Annotated in this window: 18 protein-coding genes; 6 read left to right on the forward strand and 12 right to left on the reverse strand. The window is 68.9% G+C overall.

Translation table 11 applies throughout. From position 1 onward, the window contains the following. Nucleotides 1-62: 62 nt before the first annotated feature. Both BM388_RS01290 and BM388_RS01295 read right to left on the reverse strand, forming a co-directional pair. Complete coding sequence (locus BM388_RS01290) at nt 63-380, reverse strand: c-type cytochrome (RefSeq protein ID WP_089846391.1); 318 nt, start codon at nt 378-380, stop codon at nt 63-65. 186 nt (nt 381-566) lie between these two features. Then, nucleotides 567-1,019 (reverse strand): RrF2 family transcriptional regulator, encoded by a 453-nt coding sequence (locus tag BM388_RS01295; protein ID WP_089846393.1) that lies wholly within the window; start codon nt 1,017-1,019, stop codon nt 567-569. A 203-nt stretch (nt 1,020-1,222) separates the two neighbouring features. Between BM388_RS01295 and BM388_RS01300 the strand changes: the two genes are divergently transcribed. Both BM388_RS01300 and hemN read left to right on the forward strand, forming a co-directional pair. Beyond that, entirely contained in the window at nt 1,223-2,371 is a 1,149-nt protein-coding gene (locus BM388_RS01300; RefSeq protein ID WP_245781427.1) for an NnrS family protein, read from the forward strand. 114 nt (nt 2,372-2,485) lie between these two features. Beyond that, nucleotides 2,486-3,871 carry an oxygen-independent coproporphyrinogen III oxidase gene (hemN, locus tag BM388_RS01305; RefSeq protein ID WP_089846397.1) on the forward strand — a complete coding sequence of 462 codons (1,386 nt, stop codon included), beginning with the start codon at nt 2,486-2,488 and terminating at the stop codon, nt 3,869-3,871. Between the two features lie 124 nt (nt 3,872-3,995). Here the strand turns inward: hemN and gdhA are convergent, their stop codons facing one another. Beyond that, complete coding sequence (gdhA, locus tag BM388_RS01310; protein WP_089846399.1) at nt 3,996-5,348, reverse strand: NADP-specific glutamate dehydrogenase; 1,353 nt, start codon at nt 5,346-5,348, stop codon at nt 3,996-3,998. 614 nt (nt 5,349-5,962) lie between these two features. Here gdhA and ubiT point away from each other — a divergent pair. The 3 genes from ubiT (at nt 5,963) to BM388_RS01325 (ending at nt 9,551) form a co-directional block, all read left to right on the forward strand. Beyond that, on the forward strand, nt 5,963-6,448 hold the full coding sequence (gene ubiT, locus BM388_RS01315; protein ID WP_089846401.1) for a ubiquinone anaerobic biosynthesis accessory factor UbiT: 486 nt from the start codon (nt 5,963-5,965) through the stop codon (nt 6,446-6,448). Between the two features lie 73 nt (nt 6,449-6,521). After that, on the forward strand, nt 6,522-8,633 hold the full coding sequence (locus BM388_RS01320; protein ID WP_089846403.1) for an adenosylcobalamin-dependent ribonucleoside-diphosphate reductase: 2,112 nt from the start codon (nt 6,522-6,524) through the stop codon (nt 8,631-8,633). A gap of 174 nt (nt 8,634-8,807) precedes the next feature. Further along, entirely contained in the window at nt 8,808-9,551 is a 744-nt protein-coding gene (locus tag BM388_RS01325) for a ribonucleoside-diphosphate reductase (protein WP_089846405.1), read from the forward strand. Nucleotides 9,552-9,704: 153 nt separating this feature from the next. Here the strand turns inward: BM388_RS01325 and BM388_RS01330 are convergent, their stop codons facing one another. The 6 genes from BM388_RS01330 to ubiU all read right to left on the reverse strand — a co-directional run bounded on the left by BM388_RS01330 (nt 9,705) and on the right by ubiU (nt 15,489). After that, nucleotides 9,705-10,424, reverse strand: a complete 720-nt coding sequence (locus BM388_RS01330) for an anaerobic ribonucleoside-triphosphate reductase activating protein (protein WP_089846407.1) — start codon at nt 10,422-10,424, stop codon at nt 9,705-9,707. Nucleotides 10,425-10,503: 79 nt separating this feature from the next. Next, entirely contained in the window at nt 10,504-10,674 is a 171-nt protein-coding gene (gene nrdD / locus BM388_RS01335; protein WP_089846409.1) for an anaerobic ribonucleoside-triphosphate reductase, read from the reverse strand. A gap of 189 nt (nt 10,675-10,863) precedes the next feature. Further along, on the reverse strand, nt 10,864-12,627 hold the full coding sequence (locus tag BM388_RS01340; protein ID WP_089846411.1) for a ribonucleoside triphosphate reductase: 1,764 nt from the start codon (nt 12,625-12,627) through the stop codon (nt 10,864-10,866). Nucleotides 12,628-12,827: 200 nt separating this feature from the next. Continuing rightward, complete coding sequence (locus tag BM388_RS01345) at nt 12,828-13,568, reverse strand: anaerobic ribonucleoside-triphosphate reductase activating protein (protein WP_089846413.1); 741 nt, start codon at nt 13,566-13,568, stop codon at nt 12,828-12,830. After that, complete coding sequence (locus BM388_RS01350) at nt 13,565-14,485, reverse strand: U32 family peptidase (protein ID WP_089846415.1); 921 nt, start codon at nt 14,483-14,485, stop codon at nt 13,565-13,567. The genes BM388_RS01345 and BM388_RS01350 overlap by 4 nt, the downstream gene beginning before the upstream one ends. 8 nt (nt 14,486-14,493) lie before the next feature. Further along, nucleotides 14,494-15,489: a ubiquinone anaerobic biosynthesis protein UbiU gene (ubiU, locus tag BM388_RS01355; protein ID WP_089846417.1), complete on the reverse strand. Its 996-nt coding sequence runs from the start codon at nt 15,487-15,489 to the stop codon at nt 14,494-14,496. 198 nt (nt 15,490-15,687) lie between these two features. Here ubiU and BM388_RS01360 point away from each other — a divergent pair, with 198 nt between their 5' ends. Continuing rightward, nucleotides 15,688-16,119, forward strand: a complete 432-nt coding sequence (locus tag BM388_RS01360; RefSeq protein WP_089846419.1) for a globin — start codon at nt 15,688-15,690, stop codon at nt 16,117-16,119. 79 nt (nt 16,120-16,198) lie between these two features. On the opposite strand, the gene BM388_RS01365 is transcribed toward BM388_RS01360, so the two are convergent. The 3 genes from BM388_RS01365 to BM388_RS01375 form a co-directional block, all read right to left on the reverse strand. Continuing rightward, the gene (locus tag BM388_RS01365) at nt 16,199-17,368 is read right to left on the reverse strand and encodes a globin domain-containing protein (protein WP_089846421.1); all 1,170 of its coding nucleotides are present in this window, start codon (nt 17,366-17,368) and stop codon (nt 16,199-16,201) included. A gap of 136 nt (nt 17,369-17,504) precedes the next feature. Next, nucleotides 17,505-18,707 (reverse strand): cytochrome D1 domain-containing protein, encoded by a 1,203-nt coding sequence (locus tag BM388_RS01370; RefSeq protein WP_089846423.1) that lies wholly within the window; start codon nt 18,705-18,707, stop codon nt 17,505-17,507. A gap of 52 nt (nt 18,708-18,759) precedes the next feature. Then, complete coding sequence (locus BM388_RS01375) at nt 18,760-19,095, reverse strand: c-type cytochrome (protein ID WP_089846425.1); 336 nt, start codon at nt 19,093-19,095, stop codon at nt 18,760-18,762. Nucleotides 19,096-19,098: the final 3 nt, after the last annotated feature.

The following is a 19,098-nucleotide window of genomic DNA, read 5'->3' on the forward strand; positions in this document are numbered from 1 at the left end:
GCAGGGGAAGGGCGGGCATGCCGCCCTTCAGGCAGAGGGCCGGCCCGAAGGCCGGCGCGGCCTCAGGGCGTGAGGCTGGCGTAGTAGGCGGCGATATCGGCGATATCCTCGTCGGACAGCGCCTTGGCCTGGGGGGTCATCATCGCGGACATGCCGCCACCGCGCTCGCCTGACCGGTAGGCCTTGAGGGAGCTCACAAGGTACTCGGCGTTCTGGCCGGCGAGATTCGGATAGATGGGAGCGGTGGCCTGGCCGTCGGTGCCGTGACAGGCGGCGCAGACGGCGACCTTGCCCTCTCCGGCGGCGGGATCACCGGCGGCCTGGGCGCCCATGGCGAGGAAGGCGCTGCCCAGCAGGGCCACAGCGATTAACGACTTCATAATGTACCTCCAAAATGCATCTTTAGCTGTTTGAAAAAGGCCTGTCTCGGGCAGACGCCGCGCCAGGCGAGTCATGTCATGATGCCAGCTGCCATCGAGATCAGGCTTGATGTGCATCATGTTCAGCCTAGCCCGCGAAGCGCGGAAGGTAAAAGGAGCCGCTAATGCAGGCGAGGGCCGAACGTCTCAAGCATCGGGCGGAGGATCATCGAGCTGCAGCAGCCGAACCAGCGTGGGACGCTGGGGGCCAAGCAGATCGGCCAGGGTGTAGCGATCGAGCACGGCGAGAAAGGCGCCGAGTGCCTCGGCCAGGATCGGCTTGAGCCGACAGGCGGGAGTGATCACGCACTCATTGCTGTCACCGAAGCACTCGACGAGCTCGAGGTCGCGCTCGGTGGCGCGTACCAGCTCGCCCAGCGGAATGCTCTCGGGGCTGCGCTTGAGCACCAGGCCGCCGTTCTTGCCGCGAATGGCAGTGAGGTAGCCCTGGTGGTTGAGATCCTGCACCACCTTCATCAGGTGGTTGCGGGAGATCTCGAAGCGCTCGGCGATCTCGTTGATGGTCGAACGCTCCTCGCCTTTCACGGCCAGGAAGAGCAACACTCGCAGCGAATAGTCGGTGAAACGGGTCAGGTGCATGAGAATCCCGGCGCCTCGGGCGCCTTGATAGGCTGGATGGGCGGAAAGACTCGCCATTCTATCATTATGCCAATCTGAGCTGCTGCGCGGCGGCATTCGGTCACGGAGGCGGCCGCTTGGGCAGGATTGGCAAGGTCACGATTAAGATGTAATTTACATGCATGTTAAAGGTCCCTGTCAATGCGCCAGGTCAATTTTCGGGCGTGCGCCGGCCCGACCGGCGTCCCGCCTGGCCGCTGTTCTTTCCGCTCGCCGCCCTGCAGGCGGCGCTGGCGCTGCCGCTATCGCTGGCGGCGATGGTGACGGGATCAGGGTGGCTCTCCGGGCTGGCGACGCCGGCCGCCCATGGGCGAGAGCTGCTGTTTGGCTTCGCCCTGGCGGTGATCGCCGGCTACCTGCTGGGACCGCTGCCGATACGGCGACTGACTCTCCTGGCGGGGCTGTGGCTGATCGGGCGCCTCGGGTGGCTGGCCCTGCCCATGGCCTGGCCGGCGCTGCTGGCCGATGCAGCCTTCGCCCTGCTGCTGGCCGTGGGAGTGGTGCCACGTTTCCTGGCGGCGAAGAAGTGGCGTAACCGCCTGCTCTCCCCGCTGCTGGGGCTGCTCTGCCTGTTGGCCGTGGCCAGTCTCGCGGCGCGCGCGCTCGCCCCGGGGCTGCTCTCGCCGCTGCTCCATCAGGGCGTGCTATGGCTGCTGTTGCTGATGGTCTTCATGGGGGGACGGGTGATCGCACCGGCGGTCAATGGCCACCTGGTGGTCCGCGGCCGGGCGGCGGGGGGCGGCGTACAGCCGCGGTTGGAAGCCACCCTCCTGGGGCTGCTGGTAGCCGTCGGCATCACCGTCACTCAGCGCGCGCTATGGCCGCTGGCCGGCGTGTTGCTCGTCCTGGCGGGCCTCGTGATCCTGGTGCGCCTGTGGCGCTGGGCGCCCTGGCGGCTGCAGGGCCGTCCCGACCTGCTCGCCCTGCTGCTGGGTTACGCTTGGCTGGGCGTGGGGGCATGGCTCCTGGCGGCCGATCTGCTGTCCGGCACCGCGCCGGCGGCTCGACTGCATGCCGTGACGGTCGGGGCGCTCGGCACGCTGGCAAGCGCCATCATGCTGCGCCAGGCCATCCTGAGGGCCAAGGGGCACCCGGCCGGCGAGCCGTGGCTGGCGGTCCTGGCGGGGCTGTTTGCCCTGGCGGCCGGGCTGCGTCTCGCCATGCCTCTGGCGGGGAGCGGCTGGCACCTGCTGCTATGGGGCTCGGCCGGCTGCTGGAGCCTGGCCTGGCTGCTGGTGGCCTGGCGGCTGCGGTACTGGTCACGCCGAGCGGCCTTGCGCGCCGCGGCGCGAGCCGCGACGCCGGCAACTTGATCTGGGTCAGCTACCCCTTCGAGGGTACCGACGCGCGCGGTCGCGGCTGGCATAATTCGCCCAACGGTGACGGCTGTGGCCGCCGCCCTCCGGTTAAAGAGGCTCGATTCGATCATGCAAGATACCCTGCCGTTCATCCGCCCCCTGGTCGAGAAGTACGATCGCCCCGGCCCGCGCTACACCTCCTATCCCACGGCGCCGCAGTTCCAGGCGGCCTTCGCCGAGGATGATTACCGGGCCGCCGCCGAGCGCAGCAACGCGGCCGCGTCGCCCAAGCCGCTGTCGGCCTACGTGCACATCCCCTTCTGCGAGAGCCTCTGCTACTACTGCGCCTGCAACAAGATCATCACCCACAATCGCGAGCGGGCGGCGGAGTACCTGGCCTGGCTCAAGCGCGAGATCGAGCTGCAAGGGGCGCTGTTCGACGAGTCGCGGCGCATGACCCAGCTGCACCTGGGCGGCGGCACCCCGACCTACCTCGACAACGACCAACTCGGCGAGCTGATGGCGGCGCTGGACGCGGCCTTCCACTTCGCTGCCCCCGAGGAGAGGGAGTTCTCCCTCGAGGTGGACCCGCGCACCGTGACCCCCGCGCAGATCCATGAGCTTTACGCCCTGGGCTTCAATCGCCTGAGCTTCGGCGTGCAGGACTTCGACACCCGGGTGCAGGAGGCGGTCAACCGCCTGCAGAGCGAGGAGCAGGTGCTGGAGCTGGTGGCGGCGGCCCGTGAGGCGGGCTTCCAGTCGGTGAGCGTCGACCTGATCTACGGCCTGCCGCTGCAGACCGTGGCGAGTTTCGACGAGACGCTTGCCAAGATCATTGCCCTGCGCCCGGATCGCATTGCCACCTACAGCTATGCCCACCTGCCGGAGCTGTTCAAGGCGCAGCGGCTGATCCGCCCCGAGGACATGCCGCCGCCGGAGCGCAAGATCGAGCTGCTGGAGCTGATCATCCGCCGCCTCACCGCGGCGGGCTATGTCTACATCGGCATGGATCACTTCGCCCTGCCCGAGGACGAGCTCTCGCGGGCCCGCGAGAACGGCACCCTGCAGCGCAACTTCCAGGGCTACTCGACCCATGCCGACTGCGACCTGATCGGCCTGGGCAACACCGCCATCGGCAAGGTCGGCGACAGCTACAGCCAGAACGTCAAGGAGACCGCCCAGTACCAGGCGCGCCTGGAGGCGGGGCGGCTGCCGGTGATGCGCGGCTACCGCCTCAACGCCGACGACGTGCTGCGCCGCGACGTGATCAACGCCCTGATGTGCCATGGCCGCATCGACTTCGCCGCGATCGAGGCGGCCCACGGCATCGTCTTCCGCGAGACCTTCGCCGAGGCCCTCGAGGAGCTCGAGGAGATGGTCGACGACGGCCTGCTGGCCATCTCCGACACCGCCATCGAGGTGCTGCCCGCCGGGCGGCTGATGATGCGCAACGCCGCCATGGCCTTCGACGCCTACCTGAGCCACAGCACCGGGCGCTATTCGCGCACCGTTTGACCCCGGCGGCCATTCTGCTCGGTGCGGTTTTATCCTGCCCAACGTAGTGCGGCGCCCCGAGGGGCGCCGCACTTCTTATTGCTTCAGTCTGGCCTCTTCTGGCCTCTGTCCAGGCTTCTCGGGATCAGCAGACGCCCTGCTCGATCATGGCGTCGGCGACCTTGCGGAAGCCGGCGATGTTGGCGCCCAGCACCAGGTTGGTGGGGTCGTCGAACTCGGCGGCGGTCTCGGCACACTGCTGGTGGATGTTGGCCATGATCGCCTTGAGCTTGGCGTCGACCTTCTCCAGCGGCCACTGCTCCATGCTGCTGTTCTGCGCCATCTCCAGCTGGCTGGTCGCCACGCCACCGGCATTGGCCGCCTTGCCCGGGCCGTAGGCGATCTTCGCCGCCAGGAAGCGATCCACGGCCGCGGCGGTGGAGGGCATGTTGGCGCCCTCGCTGATGCAGGTCACGCCGTTGCCCAGCAGCGTCTCGGCGTCGGCCTCGGTCAGCTCGTTCTGGGTGGCGCAGGGGAAGGCGACATCGCCCTGGAGTCGCCACACCGCATGGCCGTCGGCCGGGTAGTCGCCCGCGGGGATGTAGCAGGCCTCGGGGTGCTGCGCCAGGTAGGCCTCGAGCGTGGTGCGCTGGACCTCCTTGAGCTCGCACAGCAGCGCCAGGTCGATGCCGTTCGGGTCATGGAGGGTGCCGCGGGAGTCGGAGCAGCTGACGGGAATCGCGCCGAGCTCAAGGAGCTTCTCGATGGTGTAGATGGCCACGTTGCCGGCGCCGGAGACCAGGCAGGTCTTGCCGGCGAGGGTTTCGCCGCGCGCCTCGAGCATGTTCTCGGCGAAGTAGACGGCGCCGTAGCCGGTGGCCTCCTTGCGCCCGATGGAGCCGCCCCAGTTGAGGCTCTTGCCGGTCAGCACGCCCTCGTAGCGGCCGGTCAGGCGCTTGTACTGGCCGTAGAGGAAGCCGATCTCGCGCGCCCCCACGCCGATGTCGCCGGCCGGCACGTCGGTGGTCGGGCCGATGTGGCGGTAGAGCTCGCTCATGAAGGCCTGGCAGAAGCGCATGATCTCGCCGTCCGAGCGCCCCTTGGGATCGAAGTCCGAGCCGCCCTTGCCGCCGCCGATGGGCAGGCCGGTGAGGGCGTTCTTGAAGATCTGCTCGAAGCCCAGGAACTTGATGGTTCCCGAGGTCACGCTGGGGTGGAAGCGCAGCCCGCCCTTGTAGGGACCGAGGGCCGAGTTGAACTGGACGCGGTAGCCCTTGTTGACCTGCACCTTGCCGGCGTCGTCGGTCCAGCAGATGCGGAACATGATCTGCCGCTCGGGCTCGACGATGCGCTCGATGATGTTGTGATCGAGGTAGTGGGGGCTGCGCTCGAACAGCGGACGCAGGCACTCGAGCACCTCCTCGGCGGCCTGGTAGAACTCGGTCTGAGCAGGGCTGCTCTTGCGAAGCGCCTCGAGGGTGTCGTGAACGTAGGGCATGGTGCACTTCCTGTTCGGTGGAAAAAGGTTCCACGCACTATAAGGCAATGCACCATTATGCAGCAAGCGCATGGGTCATGCGGGTATTGGACATAGTATTGACGCGAAATGCCTTTAAAAGCGCAAAAAACTATGCACCAAGATAAGGCATTAGGATAATTTAATAGATGGTGAGTCAACGTAATGACGGTCCGATCCGGCCGGTATGCGTGAATCGTCCCGGAAGGGGGAGAGGCTGGTGAGTGAGCGAGAATGCCTCGGGGGGCGCGGAGGGTGAGGGCAGGAGGGTGAGGCCGCGCAGGCGCGGCCATCTCCTCGGCACCGGCCCGCCGTCACCTCGCGTTAGCCTCGATACCGCTCCGCGGTGGCCCATTCGGGACGCGCCGTAAAGGCGCCGAGGGGTCGCGTACGGCCCCGCGGCGACATCGCCTGCGTTGAGGCAATTTCTATACATCTTGTGCTTGAGTCTTTCCGTTAGTCTATATATGGTACGCAGCCCTCGGGAAACGCGCTGCTGGCGACGGCTTGACGCACGTCAGTGCAGGCGGTTTAGATGCCCCCTAGGATGAGCGCTCCGGCGGCCCAGCCGCACCGACGTCATCAGGAGAATCCGCATGTCTCTGCCCCATCCGCCGTTGTCGCTTCCGCGCCCACCCGCCCCGAGCCGCCTGATCCGCGCCCTGGATCCCCGGGTGCCGCTGGGCGTCAAGCGCCGGCTGGTGGAGCCGCTGCTCAACCGCACCTTCGCCGAGCCGCTCGCGGAGGGCGAGTTCGATGCCCTGGAGGGGCGCCGGATCAGCCTGACCATCGAAGATCTCGGCGTGACGCTGACCCTGGGCCTCGCGGATCAGCGCCTGGTGCTCTGCCGTGAGCCCGGCGAGGCGACCATCCGCGGCGGCTGGCGCGAGTTTTTATGCCTGGCCACCCGGCGCGAGGATCCCGACAGCCTGTTCTTCCAGCGCCGCCTTTTGATCGAGGGCGACACCGAGCTTGGCCTGACGGTCAAGAACCTGCTCGACGGGCGCGAGGAGGGCTTCGCCCAGGGGCGCCTCGGCGAGTGGCTGCTGCGCCTGGAGCGCCTCACGACGCGCGATCGCTGATCTCGCCGCCCGCGCCGGCCCGTATTTCTCTATCGATACCGATTCACCACGACACCGCTCTGGAGACCCCGACATGAGCACATCCGCCAAGGCCCTCAAGACCTCCAACGAGGTGCCCCTGCAGGTGCCTTCCCGCGATATCTGGGACGCCAAGTATCGCCTCAAGGACCGCCACGGCCACGCCGTGGACCAGGACGTCCACGCCACCTGGGAGCGTGTCGCCAAGGCCCTGGCGGCGGTCGAGGGCGATCAGGCCGAGGCGTGGCTGCCGAAGTTTCGCTGGGCGCTGGAGAACGGCGCCATCCCGGCCGGGCGGATCATGTCCAATGCCGGCGCCGAGGCCTACAAGCCGGCGGTGAGCCTGATCAACTGCACCGTCTCGCGCACCATCCGCGACTCCATGCACGACATCCTCGACTCGGTGGTGGATGCCGGCATGACGCTCAAGGCGGGCTGCGGCATCGGCTACGAGTTCTCGACCCTGCGCCACAAGAACGCCTTCGTGTTCGGCGCCGGTGCCGGCACCAACGGCCCGCTGGCGTTCATGGATATCTACGACAAGATGTGCTTCACGGTGGCCTCGGCGGGGGGGCGCCGTGGCGCCCAGATGGGCACCTTCGACGTCGGCCATCCCGACGTGAAGAGTTTCATCGAGGCCAAGCGCGAGGCGGGCCGGCTGCGCCAGTTCAACCTCTCTCTGCTGATCACCGACGAGTTCATGGAGGCGGTGAAGCAGGACGCCGACTGGCCGCTGGCCTTCCCGCTCCACCCCGGCGAGAAGGACGACGTCGAGGAGAGCGAGCTGATTTACCGCGACTGGCCGGTGATCGAGGAGGGCTACACGGTCGATGACGAGGGGCGCGTGGCCTGTCGCATCGTCGAGGTGATCCGTGCCCGCGAGCTGTGGGACACCATCATGGCCTCGACCTACGACTTCGCCGAGCCGGGCTTCATCCTGATCGATCAGGTCAATCGCATGAACAACAACTGGTTCTGCGAGGAGATCCGGGCGACCAACCCCTGCGGCGAGCAGCCGCTGCCGCCCGAGGGCGCCTGCCTGCTCGGCTCGGTGAACCTGACCCGCTTCGTCATCGATCCCTTCGGCAAGAAGCCGCGCTTCGACTGGGAGCGCTACCGCCAGGTGGTGGCGATCTTCACCCGCATGCTCGACAACGTGGTGGAGATCAGCGGCCTGCCGCTGGAGGGCCAGCGCCGCGAGATCGAAGCCAAGCGTCGCCACGGCATGGGCTTTCTGGGGCTTGGCTCGACGATGACCATGCTCAAGATCCCCTACGGCTCGCCGGAGTCGCTGGCCTTCACCGAGGAGGTGAGCCGCAACCTGGCCCTCGAGGGTTGGAAGCAGGCGCTGGAACTCGCCCGCGAGAAGGGCGCGGCGCCGGCGCTCAGCGAGGACTACGCGATCACCCCGCGGATGATGCGCGAGCGTCCCGAGCTCAAGCAGGACGGCTACGAGGTCGGCGACAAGGTGCCGGGGCGCATCCTCCACGCCCGCTACAGCCGCTACATGCAGAAAATCGCCGAAGTGGAGCCCAAGCTGGTGGCGGCGCTCGCCGAGCACGGCGCGCGCTTCACCCACCACAGCTCGATCGCCCCCACGGGCACCATCTCGCTGTCGCTTGGCAACAATGCCTCCAACGGCATCGAGCCGTCGTTCTCGCACCGCTACTTCCGCAACGTCATCCAGGCGGGCAAGAAGACCAAGGAGCAGGTCGAGGTGGTCTCCTTCGAGCTGGCGGCCTATCGCCACTTCATCGCCGCCGAGGCGGTGGAGAGCGACCTGCCCGACTACTTCATCACCGCCGACGCGGTGAGCCCCAAGCAGCACGTGGCGGTACAGGCGGCGGCTCAGGTGTGGGTCGACTCGGCGATCTCCAAGACGGTCAACGTGCCCACCGAGTTCCCCTTCGAGGAGTTCAAGGACCTCTACCTCGACGCCTATGCCAGCCAGCTCAAGGGCTGCACCACCTTCCGCTTCAACCCCGAGGCCTTCCAGGGCGTGCTGGTGCGCGAGGACGACCTCAAGAACACTACCTACGTCTTCGAGCTGGAGAACGGCGAGACCGTCGAGCTCGCCGGCGACGAGAAGGTCATCTACGACGGCGAGGAGCACAACGCGGCGAACCTCTATGACGCGCTGAAGGAAGGCACCTATGGAAAGTGGTAAGCCACGACCTACTGCGCTCGCCGAGGCGGCGTTGCAGTCTTACTCGGAATGCTCATTTACGGCTCGTAAACTCCGCTTCCTCGAAAGCCTGCGCCTTGCCTCGCCTTCGCTCGTAACGGCCGTGGGTGGCCGTTACTCGAGCGTCACAGCACACTTTTCCGGAGGAGCCTCCTGATGGCCGTCGAGATCAATTCCAAGATCGTGTCCTATAGCGTCAAGAAGGCGGTGGAAGAGCCGCCGTTGGCCGAAGAGAACCCGCTCACGGTGCGCATCCCGTCGCGCCCTGAGGGCACCCTGGAGGCCGTGTCGGAGAAGATCTCCTACGTCGGCGCCGAGGGGCGCAAGAAGGTCTACCTGCTGGTGTCGTTCATGCCGGTGGAGGGCGTGGTCAACGGCAAGCGGGTGGTGATCGAGCGCCCAGTGGAGTTCTTCTTCCCCTCCGGCCAGCTCTCCAGCGAGCATCAGTGGATCACCGCCACCATGCGCAGCCTGTCGCTGGCCGCCCGGGGCGGCTACGTCACCCAGGCGGTGGCCGACCTGCGCAAGGTGGCCTGGGACAAGGGCCTGGTGCGCTGCGGCATGAACCGCTGGGGCAAGCCGGTGTTCCATGACTCCGAGGTGGCGGCCATCGCCTGGTCGATCCAGCAGATCCTCTACCGTCGCGGTTTCCTCGACCAGGACGGCCACCAGGTGCCGGTGGAGGAGCTGGTCGCCCGCTACGCCCAGCGCCTGGCGAGCGGCCAGCCCTGGCATCCGCCCACCCCGGAGGAGGTCGAGCAGGCCGAGCGCAAGGCGCAGGACCAGAGCGGCGGCGGTCCCGCCGTGGTCGGCCACTGCCCCGAGTGCAACGGCGAGCTGATCATGATGGACGGCTGCCCCACCTGCTACTCCGGCTGCGGCTGGTCCAAGTGTGGATAAGCGGGCCCGCTAGAGGGCCTGTGGATAACGCAGACCGGCCGGGCTGATCGTCCACCCTGGCCAGTAGACGCCCCGGAACGCAGTGCGCTCCGGGGCGTCTTGCGTTGGTATCTGCTCGGAGAGTCGTTCCCTTGCGGCGGACCCGCTGCGGGATCAGGCGCGCAGTGCCAGGGTCTCGAAGCGTGGCGCCAGCCGGGCGACCAGGCCCTCGAGATCGGCCCGGGAGGGCCCGCCGGGTACCGGCGCAGCGTAGCGCGGGTCCAGGCACTGGTCGTGGCGGGCGAGCTGCAGCGCATAGTGGCGCACGCCACGCGCGGCCAGCGTCAGGGCCAGGCGCTCGATGTCGGCCAGGGTGAAGTCGCGCCCGTGCAGCGTGGTGCGACACTCGAAGTCGACGCCGCCCTGGAGCATCACGTCGAGGCTCTGGGCCAGCCGCGGGGCGATGCCGGGGCGCCCGACGATCGTCTCGACCCGGGATGCCTGGCCCTTCACGTCCAGCCCCACCCAGTTCAGTGTCGGTAGAAGCGTGGCCAGTCGGTCCGGGTAGGCGCCGGCGGTATGCAGCCCCACGGCGAAGCCCAGCGCCCTGACCTCGCGCACCGCCGCGGGCAGGTCGCGGTGCATGACGGGCTCGCCGCCGCTGAACACCATCCCCTCCAGCAGCCCACGGCGCCGCTCGAGGAAGTCACGCACCCTGGCCCACTCCGCGGCCTCGCCGCGTCGCGGGGTGAGCATCTGGGGGTTGTGGCAGTAGCCGCAGGCGAGCGGGCAGCCCTGCAGGAAGATCACGCCGGCCAGGCGCTCGGGAAAGTCCAGGGTGGTCAGCCGGGTCAGCCCGGCGACCGGCAGGCGAATCTCGCGGGGTGCGTCCATGGCGGGGCTCCGGTGTGACGAGGGGCAGGGTGGCGAGGGGGATGTGAACACCGCCGGGGCGTTCCCCGGCGGCTCGGGATCAGCGGGCGGCGGCGCGCTCGGTGAAGGGGGTGCGCTCGCGGTGCTCGCTGCGCTTGCCGAGGTTGAATTGGCTGACCGGGCGGTGATAGCCCATCACCCTGGTCCACACCTCGCAGGGCTGGCGGCGGTCGGTGGGCAGGGCATCGCGCTGGGTCTGGATCGTGCTCATAAAAATCTCCTAACTTTGCTCTGGGCTCCTTTCACACTCCAGCAGAGAGCTGGGCTTTGCCGGCGTTAAGCCTCAGCGAGGGCGCTGTGGACCCATCCTTGGGCGCTACCTTTGCCATCCATGGCAAAGGACCCTCGCTTCGCCTTGCCCCGGCGCCCAGCATCACTGGAAGTCTGGCAATGAAAGCCCTCAGTGGGTCTCGGCGTCGGCCACGGCGGCCTGCGCCTGTTGCTCTGCCAGCAGGGCGTCATCGCACTTCGGGCAGAATTCATGCTCGCCGGCCAGGTAGCCATGGACTGGGCAGATCGAGAAGGTCGGGGTGATGGTCAGGTAGGGCAGCCGGAAGCGCGATAGGGCGGTGCGCACCAGCTGCCGGCAGGCGCGCACCGAGGAGAGCCGCTCGCGCATGTAGAGATGCAGCACGGTGCCGCCGGTATAGCGGGTCTGCAGCGGGTCCTGGTGGAGCAGCGCCTCGAAGGGGTCGTCGGTGTGGCCCACCGGCAACTGGCTGGAGTTGGTGTAGTAGGGCGCCTCCGGCGTGCCGGCCTGGAGGATCGCCGGGTAGCGCTTCAGGTCCTCCCGGGCGAAGCGATGGGTGGTGCCCTCGGCCGGCGTGGCCTCGAGGTTGTAGAGGTGCCCGGTCTGCGCCTGGAAGTCGCGCATCCGCTCGCGGACGTGGTCGAGCAGCTCGAGCGCCAGCGCCTGGCCCTCGGGGTCGGCGATGTCGTGGGTGTCCTCGCTGAAGTTGCGCACCATCTCGTTGAGCCCGTTCACTCCCAGGGTGGAGAAGTGGTTGCGCAGGGTGCCCAGGTAGCGCTGGCTGTAGGGGTAGAGCCCGGCGTCCATCCACTGCTGGATGCACTCGCGCTTGAGCTCCAGGCTGTCGCGGCCCAGCGCCAGCAGGCGGTCGAGCTCCTCGAGCAGCTCGGGCCGGTCGCCGGCGAAGCGGTGACCGAGCCGCGCGCAGTTGATCGTGACCACCCCCAGCGAGCCGGTCTGCTCGGCGCTGCCGAACAGGCCGTTGCCGCGCTTGAGCAGCTCGCTGACGTCGAGCTGCAGCCGGCAGCACATGGAGCGCACCATGTGCGGCTCCAGGTCGGAGTTGAGGAAGTTCTGGAAGTAGGGCAGCCCGTAGCGCGCGGTGAGCGCGAAGAGCCGCTCGGCATTGTCGCTCTCCCAGTCGAAGTCGTGGGTGATGTTGTAGGTGGGGATGGGGAAGGTGAAGACGCGTCCCTGGCGGTCGCCCTGTGCCATCACCTCCAGGTAGGCGCGGTTGAGCAGGTCCATCTCGGCCTGCAGCTCGCCGTAGGTGAAGGGCTGCTCCTCGCCGCCGATGATCGGCACTTGATCGCGCAGGTCCGCCGGGCAGGTCCAGTCGAAGGTCAGGTTGGTGAAGGGCGTCTGGCTGCCCCAGCGGGAGGGCACGTTGAGGTTGTAGATGAACTCCTGGATCGCCTGGCGAACCGCCGGATAGCCCAGGCCGTCCCGGCGCACGTAGGGCGCCAGGTAGGTATCGAAGGAGCTGAAGGCCTGGGCGCCGGCCCATTCGTTCTGCAGGGTGCCGAGGAAGTTGACCATCTGCCCCAGGGCGCTTGAGAGGTGGCGCGGCGGGGCGCTCTCGGCCCGACCCGGCACGCCGTTGAAGCCCTCGATGAGCAGGGTGCGCAGCGACCAGCCGGCGCAGTAGCCGGTGAGCATGTCCAGATCGTGGATATGCAGGTCGCCCACGCGATGGGCTCGTCCGACCGCTTCGGGATAGATCTCGTCGAGCCAGTAGTTGGCGATCAGCTTGCCGGAGACGTTGAGGATCAGGCCGCCCAGGGAGTAGCCCTGATTGGCGTTGGCATGGACGCGCCAGTCGGCGCGTTGCAGGTATTCGTCGACGGTGCTGGCGACATCGACACGCGCCCTGTCGCGACGGGGAGGGGGTGTGGTCTTGTCTATATGTGCCATTGAAATAGATCCTGAGCACTACATATGGTATGTGAAGGCTAATCGCTCGGGCCGGCGAGAGACATGATCCAGGTCAGCAAAAGCCGCGCTCGGGGCGCGTGGCGGGCAAGAGGAGGAGCAGGGGGAGACGCCGTCGGACGCGGCGCCCTATCGAGGGTCGGGCAGCCGCTCAGGACGAGAGGCTCAGGAATATCGGGGCGTCACGAACGCAGGTCGAGCCGCGCGAAGTGGGGGGCGAGCCGGCGCACCAGCGCCGCCAGGGCCTCCCGGGGCGGGGCGCCGGCCACCGGGAGGCAGTAGTCGGGGTCGCGGCAGCGTTCGAGGCGCGCCAGCTGCAGGGCGTAGTGGCGCACGCCGCAGTCGGCCAGGGTCATCGTCAGGCGCTCCAGGTCGTCCAGGGCGAAGTCCCGCCAGTGCACCGTGGTGCGACACTCGAAGGGCGTCGCGCCCTCCAGCAGCAGCGAGAGGCTGCGGGCCAGCGGCTGCCAGATGCCGCGACGCCCGCAGATCCGGTCGAGGTCGCGCCCGCGGCCCTTGACGTCCAGGGCCACCCAGTCGAGTTGCGGCAGCAGCTCGGCCAGGCGCTCCGGGTAGGGGCCGGCGGTGTGCAGCCCCACGGCCAGCCCCAGCGCGCGGGCCTGCTCCACGGCGCGCGGCAGATCGGCATGCAGGGTGGGCTCGCCGCCGCTGAACACCACGGCGTCGAGCCACTCGGCCCGGGCCGTCAGGAAGGCGTGCATCGCCGGCCATTCGGCGGGATCGCCGCGGCGGGGCGTGGCCATCTCGCTGACCTCGCAGTAGCCGCACTGCAGCGGGCAGCCCTGGAGATGGATCACCGCGGCGCGCCGACCGGGGAAGTCCGTCGTGCTCAGCGCGGTCAGGCTCGCCACCGGCAGGCGGATGTCGCCGGCGCCGTGCCGACCCCGGTCCTGCTCGTTCACGGCGCGCTCACGCCGCGGGTGTTGTCCATGCCGGGTCGGCCGTACCAGTAGCCGTCGCAGACCTCGGCCTCCACCAGCGCCAGCGGATCGGGGGCGGGAAGCGCGCCGCGCCGCGCCGCATCGAAGGCCGCGACCACCTCGGCCATGCCCTCGGCGCGTGGGCTCAGCCGGGCGCTCGCCACGCCCATCTCGGCCATGGTCGGCAGCTCGTGGCGCAGGTCCTGGCAGGCACCGGAGAGGGTCTGGATGCCGTTCAGCGTGAACACCTCCCGCGACGCCTCTTGAGTGCGCAGGGCGAGGCCCTCGGGGTACTTCTGGCAGACGAACTGGCAGCGGTCCTTGGGCTTCTGGTGGCGCCGCGCGGTGAAGCAGCGCGACGACCAGGCCAGCGGCAGGTGGCCGTAGGCGAAGACTTCGCAGGGCGCCTCGAGGCCCTGCTCGCGGCAGTCGGCCAGCAGCCGGGTCAGATCGTCCCGGGACATCTCCACCGGCGCCTGCCAGCCCTGCATGCCGGCCCGCGCCAGCACGGCGAGCGAGGCCGGGTTGTAGAGGTTCAGCGCGGCCCCGGCGACGAAGGGCAGCCCGGCGGCGGCGAGGCGCTGCACCGCGCTCTGATCGTTGGCCTCGACCCTGAACTCGCCGTTGTCGCACAGCCTGCGCAGGTCGCGCAGGTCCGCCTCGGACTCGATCAGGGTCTGGCTCGCCAGCACCACCCGCTTGCCGCTCTGGGCGAGCTCGCGGCCGATCCCCAGCCAGTCGTCGAGCTTCATGTCGCGGCGCCGGGAGCAGACCGACTCGCCCAGGGTGACGGTCTCGACGGGCCAGTCGGCGGCGGCGCGGTAGAAGGCGGCGTAGTCGTCGCGGGTCCAGTAGAAGAGCACCGGGCCCAGGCTCAGTTCCAGGGTCGTGGCGGTCATGAGGCCTCCTATTTCCAGCGCCGCTCGTAGGCGCCCAGAGTGGTGGTGGCGCCCTCGGAGAGCTCGCCGAGGCCGGCCATCCAGGCGGGGTCGGTGCGGAAGTGGCCGGGGGCGCGCGCGACGCGGTCCAGGGCCTGGCGCCAGATGCCGGCGACCTTCGAGACGTAGGCGGGGCTGCGCTGGCGACCCTCGATCTTCACCGCGCTGATGCCGAGCTCGGCGAGCTCGGGGAGCAGCTCCAGGGTGTTGAGGCTGGTCGGCTCCTCGATGGCGTGGTAGGTCTCGCCGTCGACGGCGAAGCGCCCCTTGCACAGCGTCGGGTAGCCGGCCCGCTCGCCCTCGGCGTAGCGGTCGATCAGCACCCCGTTCAGCCGCGACTCCAGCCCCCGGGGCGTCTCCTCCCAGCGCACGTGGGCCGCCGGCGAGCAGACGCCGCGGGTGTTGGGCGATTCGCCGGTGAGGTAGGAGGAGAGGTAGCAGCGCCCCTCGGCCATGATGCACAGGCTGCCGAAGGCGAACACCTCGAGCTCCACCGGGCTCTGCTTCGCCAGGTCGCGGACCTGGGTGATCGAGAGCACCCGGGGCAGCACGGCGCGCTTGATGCCGAACTGCTCGTGATAGAAGCGCAGCGCCTCATGGCTGGTCGCCGAGCCCTGCACCGAGAGGTGGCGGTCGAGGCCGGGGTGTCGCCGGGCGGCGTAGTCGAGCAGCCCCATGTCGGCCATGATCAGGGCGTCGACGCCGAGCTCGGCGGCCTGGTCCACGGCGCGGGTCCACATCGCCCAGCCGTCCGGCTGCGGGTAGGTGTTGATGGCGCAGAACACCCGCTTGCCGCGGGCGTGGGCGTACTCGATGCCCTCCCCGGCGCGCTTGTCGGTGAAGTTGAGCCCGGCGAACTGACGCGCGTTGGTGGTGTTCTGGAAGCCGAAGTAGACGGCATCGGCGCCCTCGTTCACGGCTCGCTTCAGGGCGGGCAGGTTGCCGGCGGGGCAGACGAGCTCCATGGCGCGACTCCTCTCGATGAAAACCCGGCCATGCTAGTCGACCCTCCCGGCCCCGCCCTTGACGGGCGTCATGCCGGGCGGGCATTCGCGGCCGGCATGATCCAGGTCATGTCCTGCCCACCGTTCGGCCCCCGGCCATGGCGGGCGCGCGCGCCTGGCCTAGGCTGTGATCAGGTTCGTTCACCATGCGGGGTGGCCATGGATATCGAACGCCTCTTCGATGAGAGCTACGTGCGGGTGCTCGACCGCGAGGTCGAGGGGCGGGCGTTCTTCGCGGCCTTCTATGAGCGCTTCCTCGCCGCCTCGCCCCAGGTCGCCGAGAAGTTTCGTCACACCGACATGGCGCGCCAGCAGGCGATGCTCAAGAAGGCCTTCTATCACCTGCTGGCGTTCTACGCCTCGAGCCACGCCGACTACTACCTGCAGCAGGTGGCGATCAGCCACGATCGGGCCCACCGGGATATCCCCCCGGCGCTCTACGATCTCTGGCTCGAGAGCCTGATCGACACGGTGCGCGCCTTCGACGAGCAGTTCGATGACGACGTCGAGCTGGCCTGGCGGCTGGTGATGACGCCGGGCATCGTCTTCATGACGTTCCATTACGACCGGGGTGGCGGTCGCGGCGCCTGACGCCATCGCGCCGTCCCGATGCCAGACCGCCCCAGCCATGCCGGGGCGGTCTGGTGTGGGTCGTGGTGTACTGCCAGTGTCAGGCGGCGTCGAGGGGGCGCGAGGGGCCGAAGTGCTCGTAGTGGCGGCGCTCGTCGGGCACGCCGAGCGCGGCCAATGTCCGGTCCATGGCGGTCATGAAGCCTTGGGGGCCGACGAAGTAGCAGCGGGCGTCCTCGGGCAGCAGGCTCGCCAGCAGCTCGCGGTCGATACGCCCGATATGGTCGGCGTCGGCGCCGCGCTCGTGGACGCTCACGGCCCGCAGCCGCTGCGGATTCTCGGCGGCCAGGGCCGCCACCTCGTCGCGGAAGGCGTGGTGCTCGGCGTCCAGGGCGGCGTGCAGGTAGATCACCCGGCGCCCAGCGGCCAGGGCGTGGCGCGCCATCGGCAGCAGCGGGGTCTGGCCGACGCCGCCGGAGGCCAGCAGCAGCGGCTCGTCACCGCCCTGTAGGGTCAGCTCGCCGGCGGGCGGCAGCAGCTCCAGGGTATCGCCGATGCTCATCGCGTCATGGAAGTGTCGGCTCGCCCGGCCCTCGGCCTCGCGCTTGATCGAAATCCGATAGGAACGGCCGTTGGGCACGTCCGAGAGGCTGTAGTGGCGATAGACCGGCTCGCCGTCGAGGGTCAGCCGCACGCCGATGAACTGGCCCGGCGCGTGATCGGCCACCGGGCCGCCGTCCTCGGGCTCCAGCACGAAGGAGCGGATCACCGCGCTCTCGCGGCGGATGTCGGCGATGCGAAAGCGCCGCGTGCCTCGCCAGCCGCCCGGGCGCCGGGCGAACTCGTGGTAGCGATGGTCCTCCAGCTCGATGAGCAGGCCGGCGAGCTCCTCGTAGAGGGCGCTCCAGGCCGCGGCGATCTCCGGCGTCACCGCCTCGCCGAGCACCTCGCCGATGGCGGCCATCAGGCACTCGCCGACGATGGGGTACTGGTCGGGCTGGATGCCGAGAGCGACGTGCTTGCCGACGATGGTGCCCATCGCGCCCCGCGCCTGCTGGGGATCCTGGCGCAGCTGCACGTAGGCGAGCACCGCGCCGGCCAGCGCCCGGGGCTGGCCGCCGTCGCGCTGGTGGGTCTCGTTGAACAGCGGCTTCACCTCGGGATAGCGCGAGAACATCAGCGGGTAGAAGCATTGGGTGATGGCGTCGAGGTGTTCGGCCACCACGGGGGCGGTGGCGGCGATCAGGCGTTCCTGGTCTGGCGTCAGCATGGCAGGGCTCCGGTCAGGGGGTGTCTTTTAAGATGCAAATAAAATACATCTTTAAGAGCGCCGCCGATACCCCGCGGGGCTGATGCGAAATGTCGCAGGGCGAGCGGCGCCGCCCGCTGCTCGTCCTGGCGCGCGCTTATAACCCGATACGGTGGGCCCGGTCGGTGAAGAAGATGCCGCTGGGCGATTCGCTGTCAAGCGTCGCCAGCACCTCGAAGGTGCGGGTGTCGTAGACGGTGATCCGGTCGCTGTCCCGGGCCGAGACCCAGGCGTGTTCGCCCTTGGGGGTGAATTCCATGTGCAGCACCGCCTCGCCCGGGGAGAGGGTGCGGATAACCTCTCGCGTCTCGGTATCGATCACCTGCACCACGTCGTTGTCGGGGTGGGCGAAGTTGACCCACACCTGGCGCTCGTCGGGGCGGCTCATCACGAAGATCGGCTGGCCGTGGACGGGGATGCGCTCCTTAAGCGACCAGTCGTCGGTGTCGGCGAGGAGCACCTCGTGGCGGCCCACCGCCGGTAGCCAGGCCTCGTCGCCGGCCACCGCCCAGCCCTCCAGGTGCGGCATCTTGTAGACCGGCAGGCGCGCCTCGCCGCGGCCGTAGTCGGGCAGGATACGCGTGACGCCCTCCTCGACGTGCCACAGGTCCAGCAGCGCCAGGCCGTCTTCGCCGAACAGCCCGGCGATGTAGTAGCGCCCGTTGGGGCCGATCAGGGCGTCGTAGGGCGCCTCGCCGATATCGGGGAAGCGCGTCACCTTGGGCGCCTCGCCGTTCATGTCGATCATGGCGATCTCGCCGGCCTCGAACAGGCTGTAGACGAAGCGGTTGCCCGGCGCGTCCACCAGCCCCACCACCTTGGAGCGCACGGTCTCGCCCTGGGCGTTGCGATAGGTGGCCGGAATCTCGGCCACCGGTGCGAGGGTCTCGCTGTCGAAGAGCCGCACTCCACCCGGCTCGTAGTTGGCCACCGCCACCAGCGAGCCGTCCTGGGAGATGGCGCCGCCGATGCTGTTGCCGGACTGCATCACCCGATGGGTGATCTCGCCGCTGAGCAGGTCGATCCGGCTGAGCCCGCCGTCGCGGCCGAAGACGAAGGCGTAGCGGGCGTCGCGGGAGAACTTCACCGAGGCGTGGGACAGGTCCCCGAGCCCCTCGACGCGCCCGAGAATCCGCCGCGCGCTGGTGTCCACCACCGCCAGGCTGCCGGTGGCGCGCTCCACCACCACGCCGAGATCCCCGGTGCCGCGCGGCTCGAGCGGCGGGGTGGCCTGGCAGCCGGCCAGCAGGGCGGCCAGGCCGAGAGCGATCAGGGGCGTGCGCAGTCCAGAGAGCATCATGGCGATTCCTTGTCGTGTCGAGGGCCGAGTCGAGAGCCGGGGCGGCGAACGGTCACTCATCCAGGGGGGTGTCGTGCTGCAGGTGATCGGCGAGCCAGCGGGCCTCCTGCTCGCTGAGCAGTCCCGCCCAGCCGGGCATGGCGGTGCCGGGCACGCCGTGGAGGATCAGCGCGGCCAGGCCGTCGCGATCATAGGCGTTCATACGCGATTGCGGCAGGGGCGGTCCCAGCCCTCCGCGCAGGGTCATGCCGTGACAGGAGCCGCAGTCCTGATAGAGCAGCGTCTCGAGCTCGGCCTGTCGCGCTGGTGAGAGCGCGCCATCGGCGAGCGTCGCGGCCGGCAGCCAGCAGAGGGCCAGCAGCAGAAGGCGGGGGGCGGGCAGGGGCATGGC

Origin of the sequence: Halomonas saccharevitans (genome assembly GCF_900116405.1) — a bacterium.
GTDB classification, from domain to species: Bacteria; Pseudomonadota; Gammaproteobacteria; order Pseudomonadales; family Halomonadaceae; genus Halomonas; species Halomonas saccharevitans.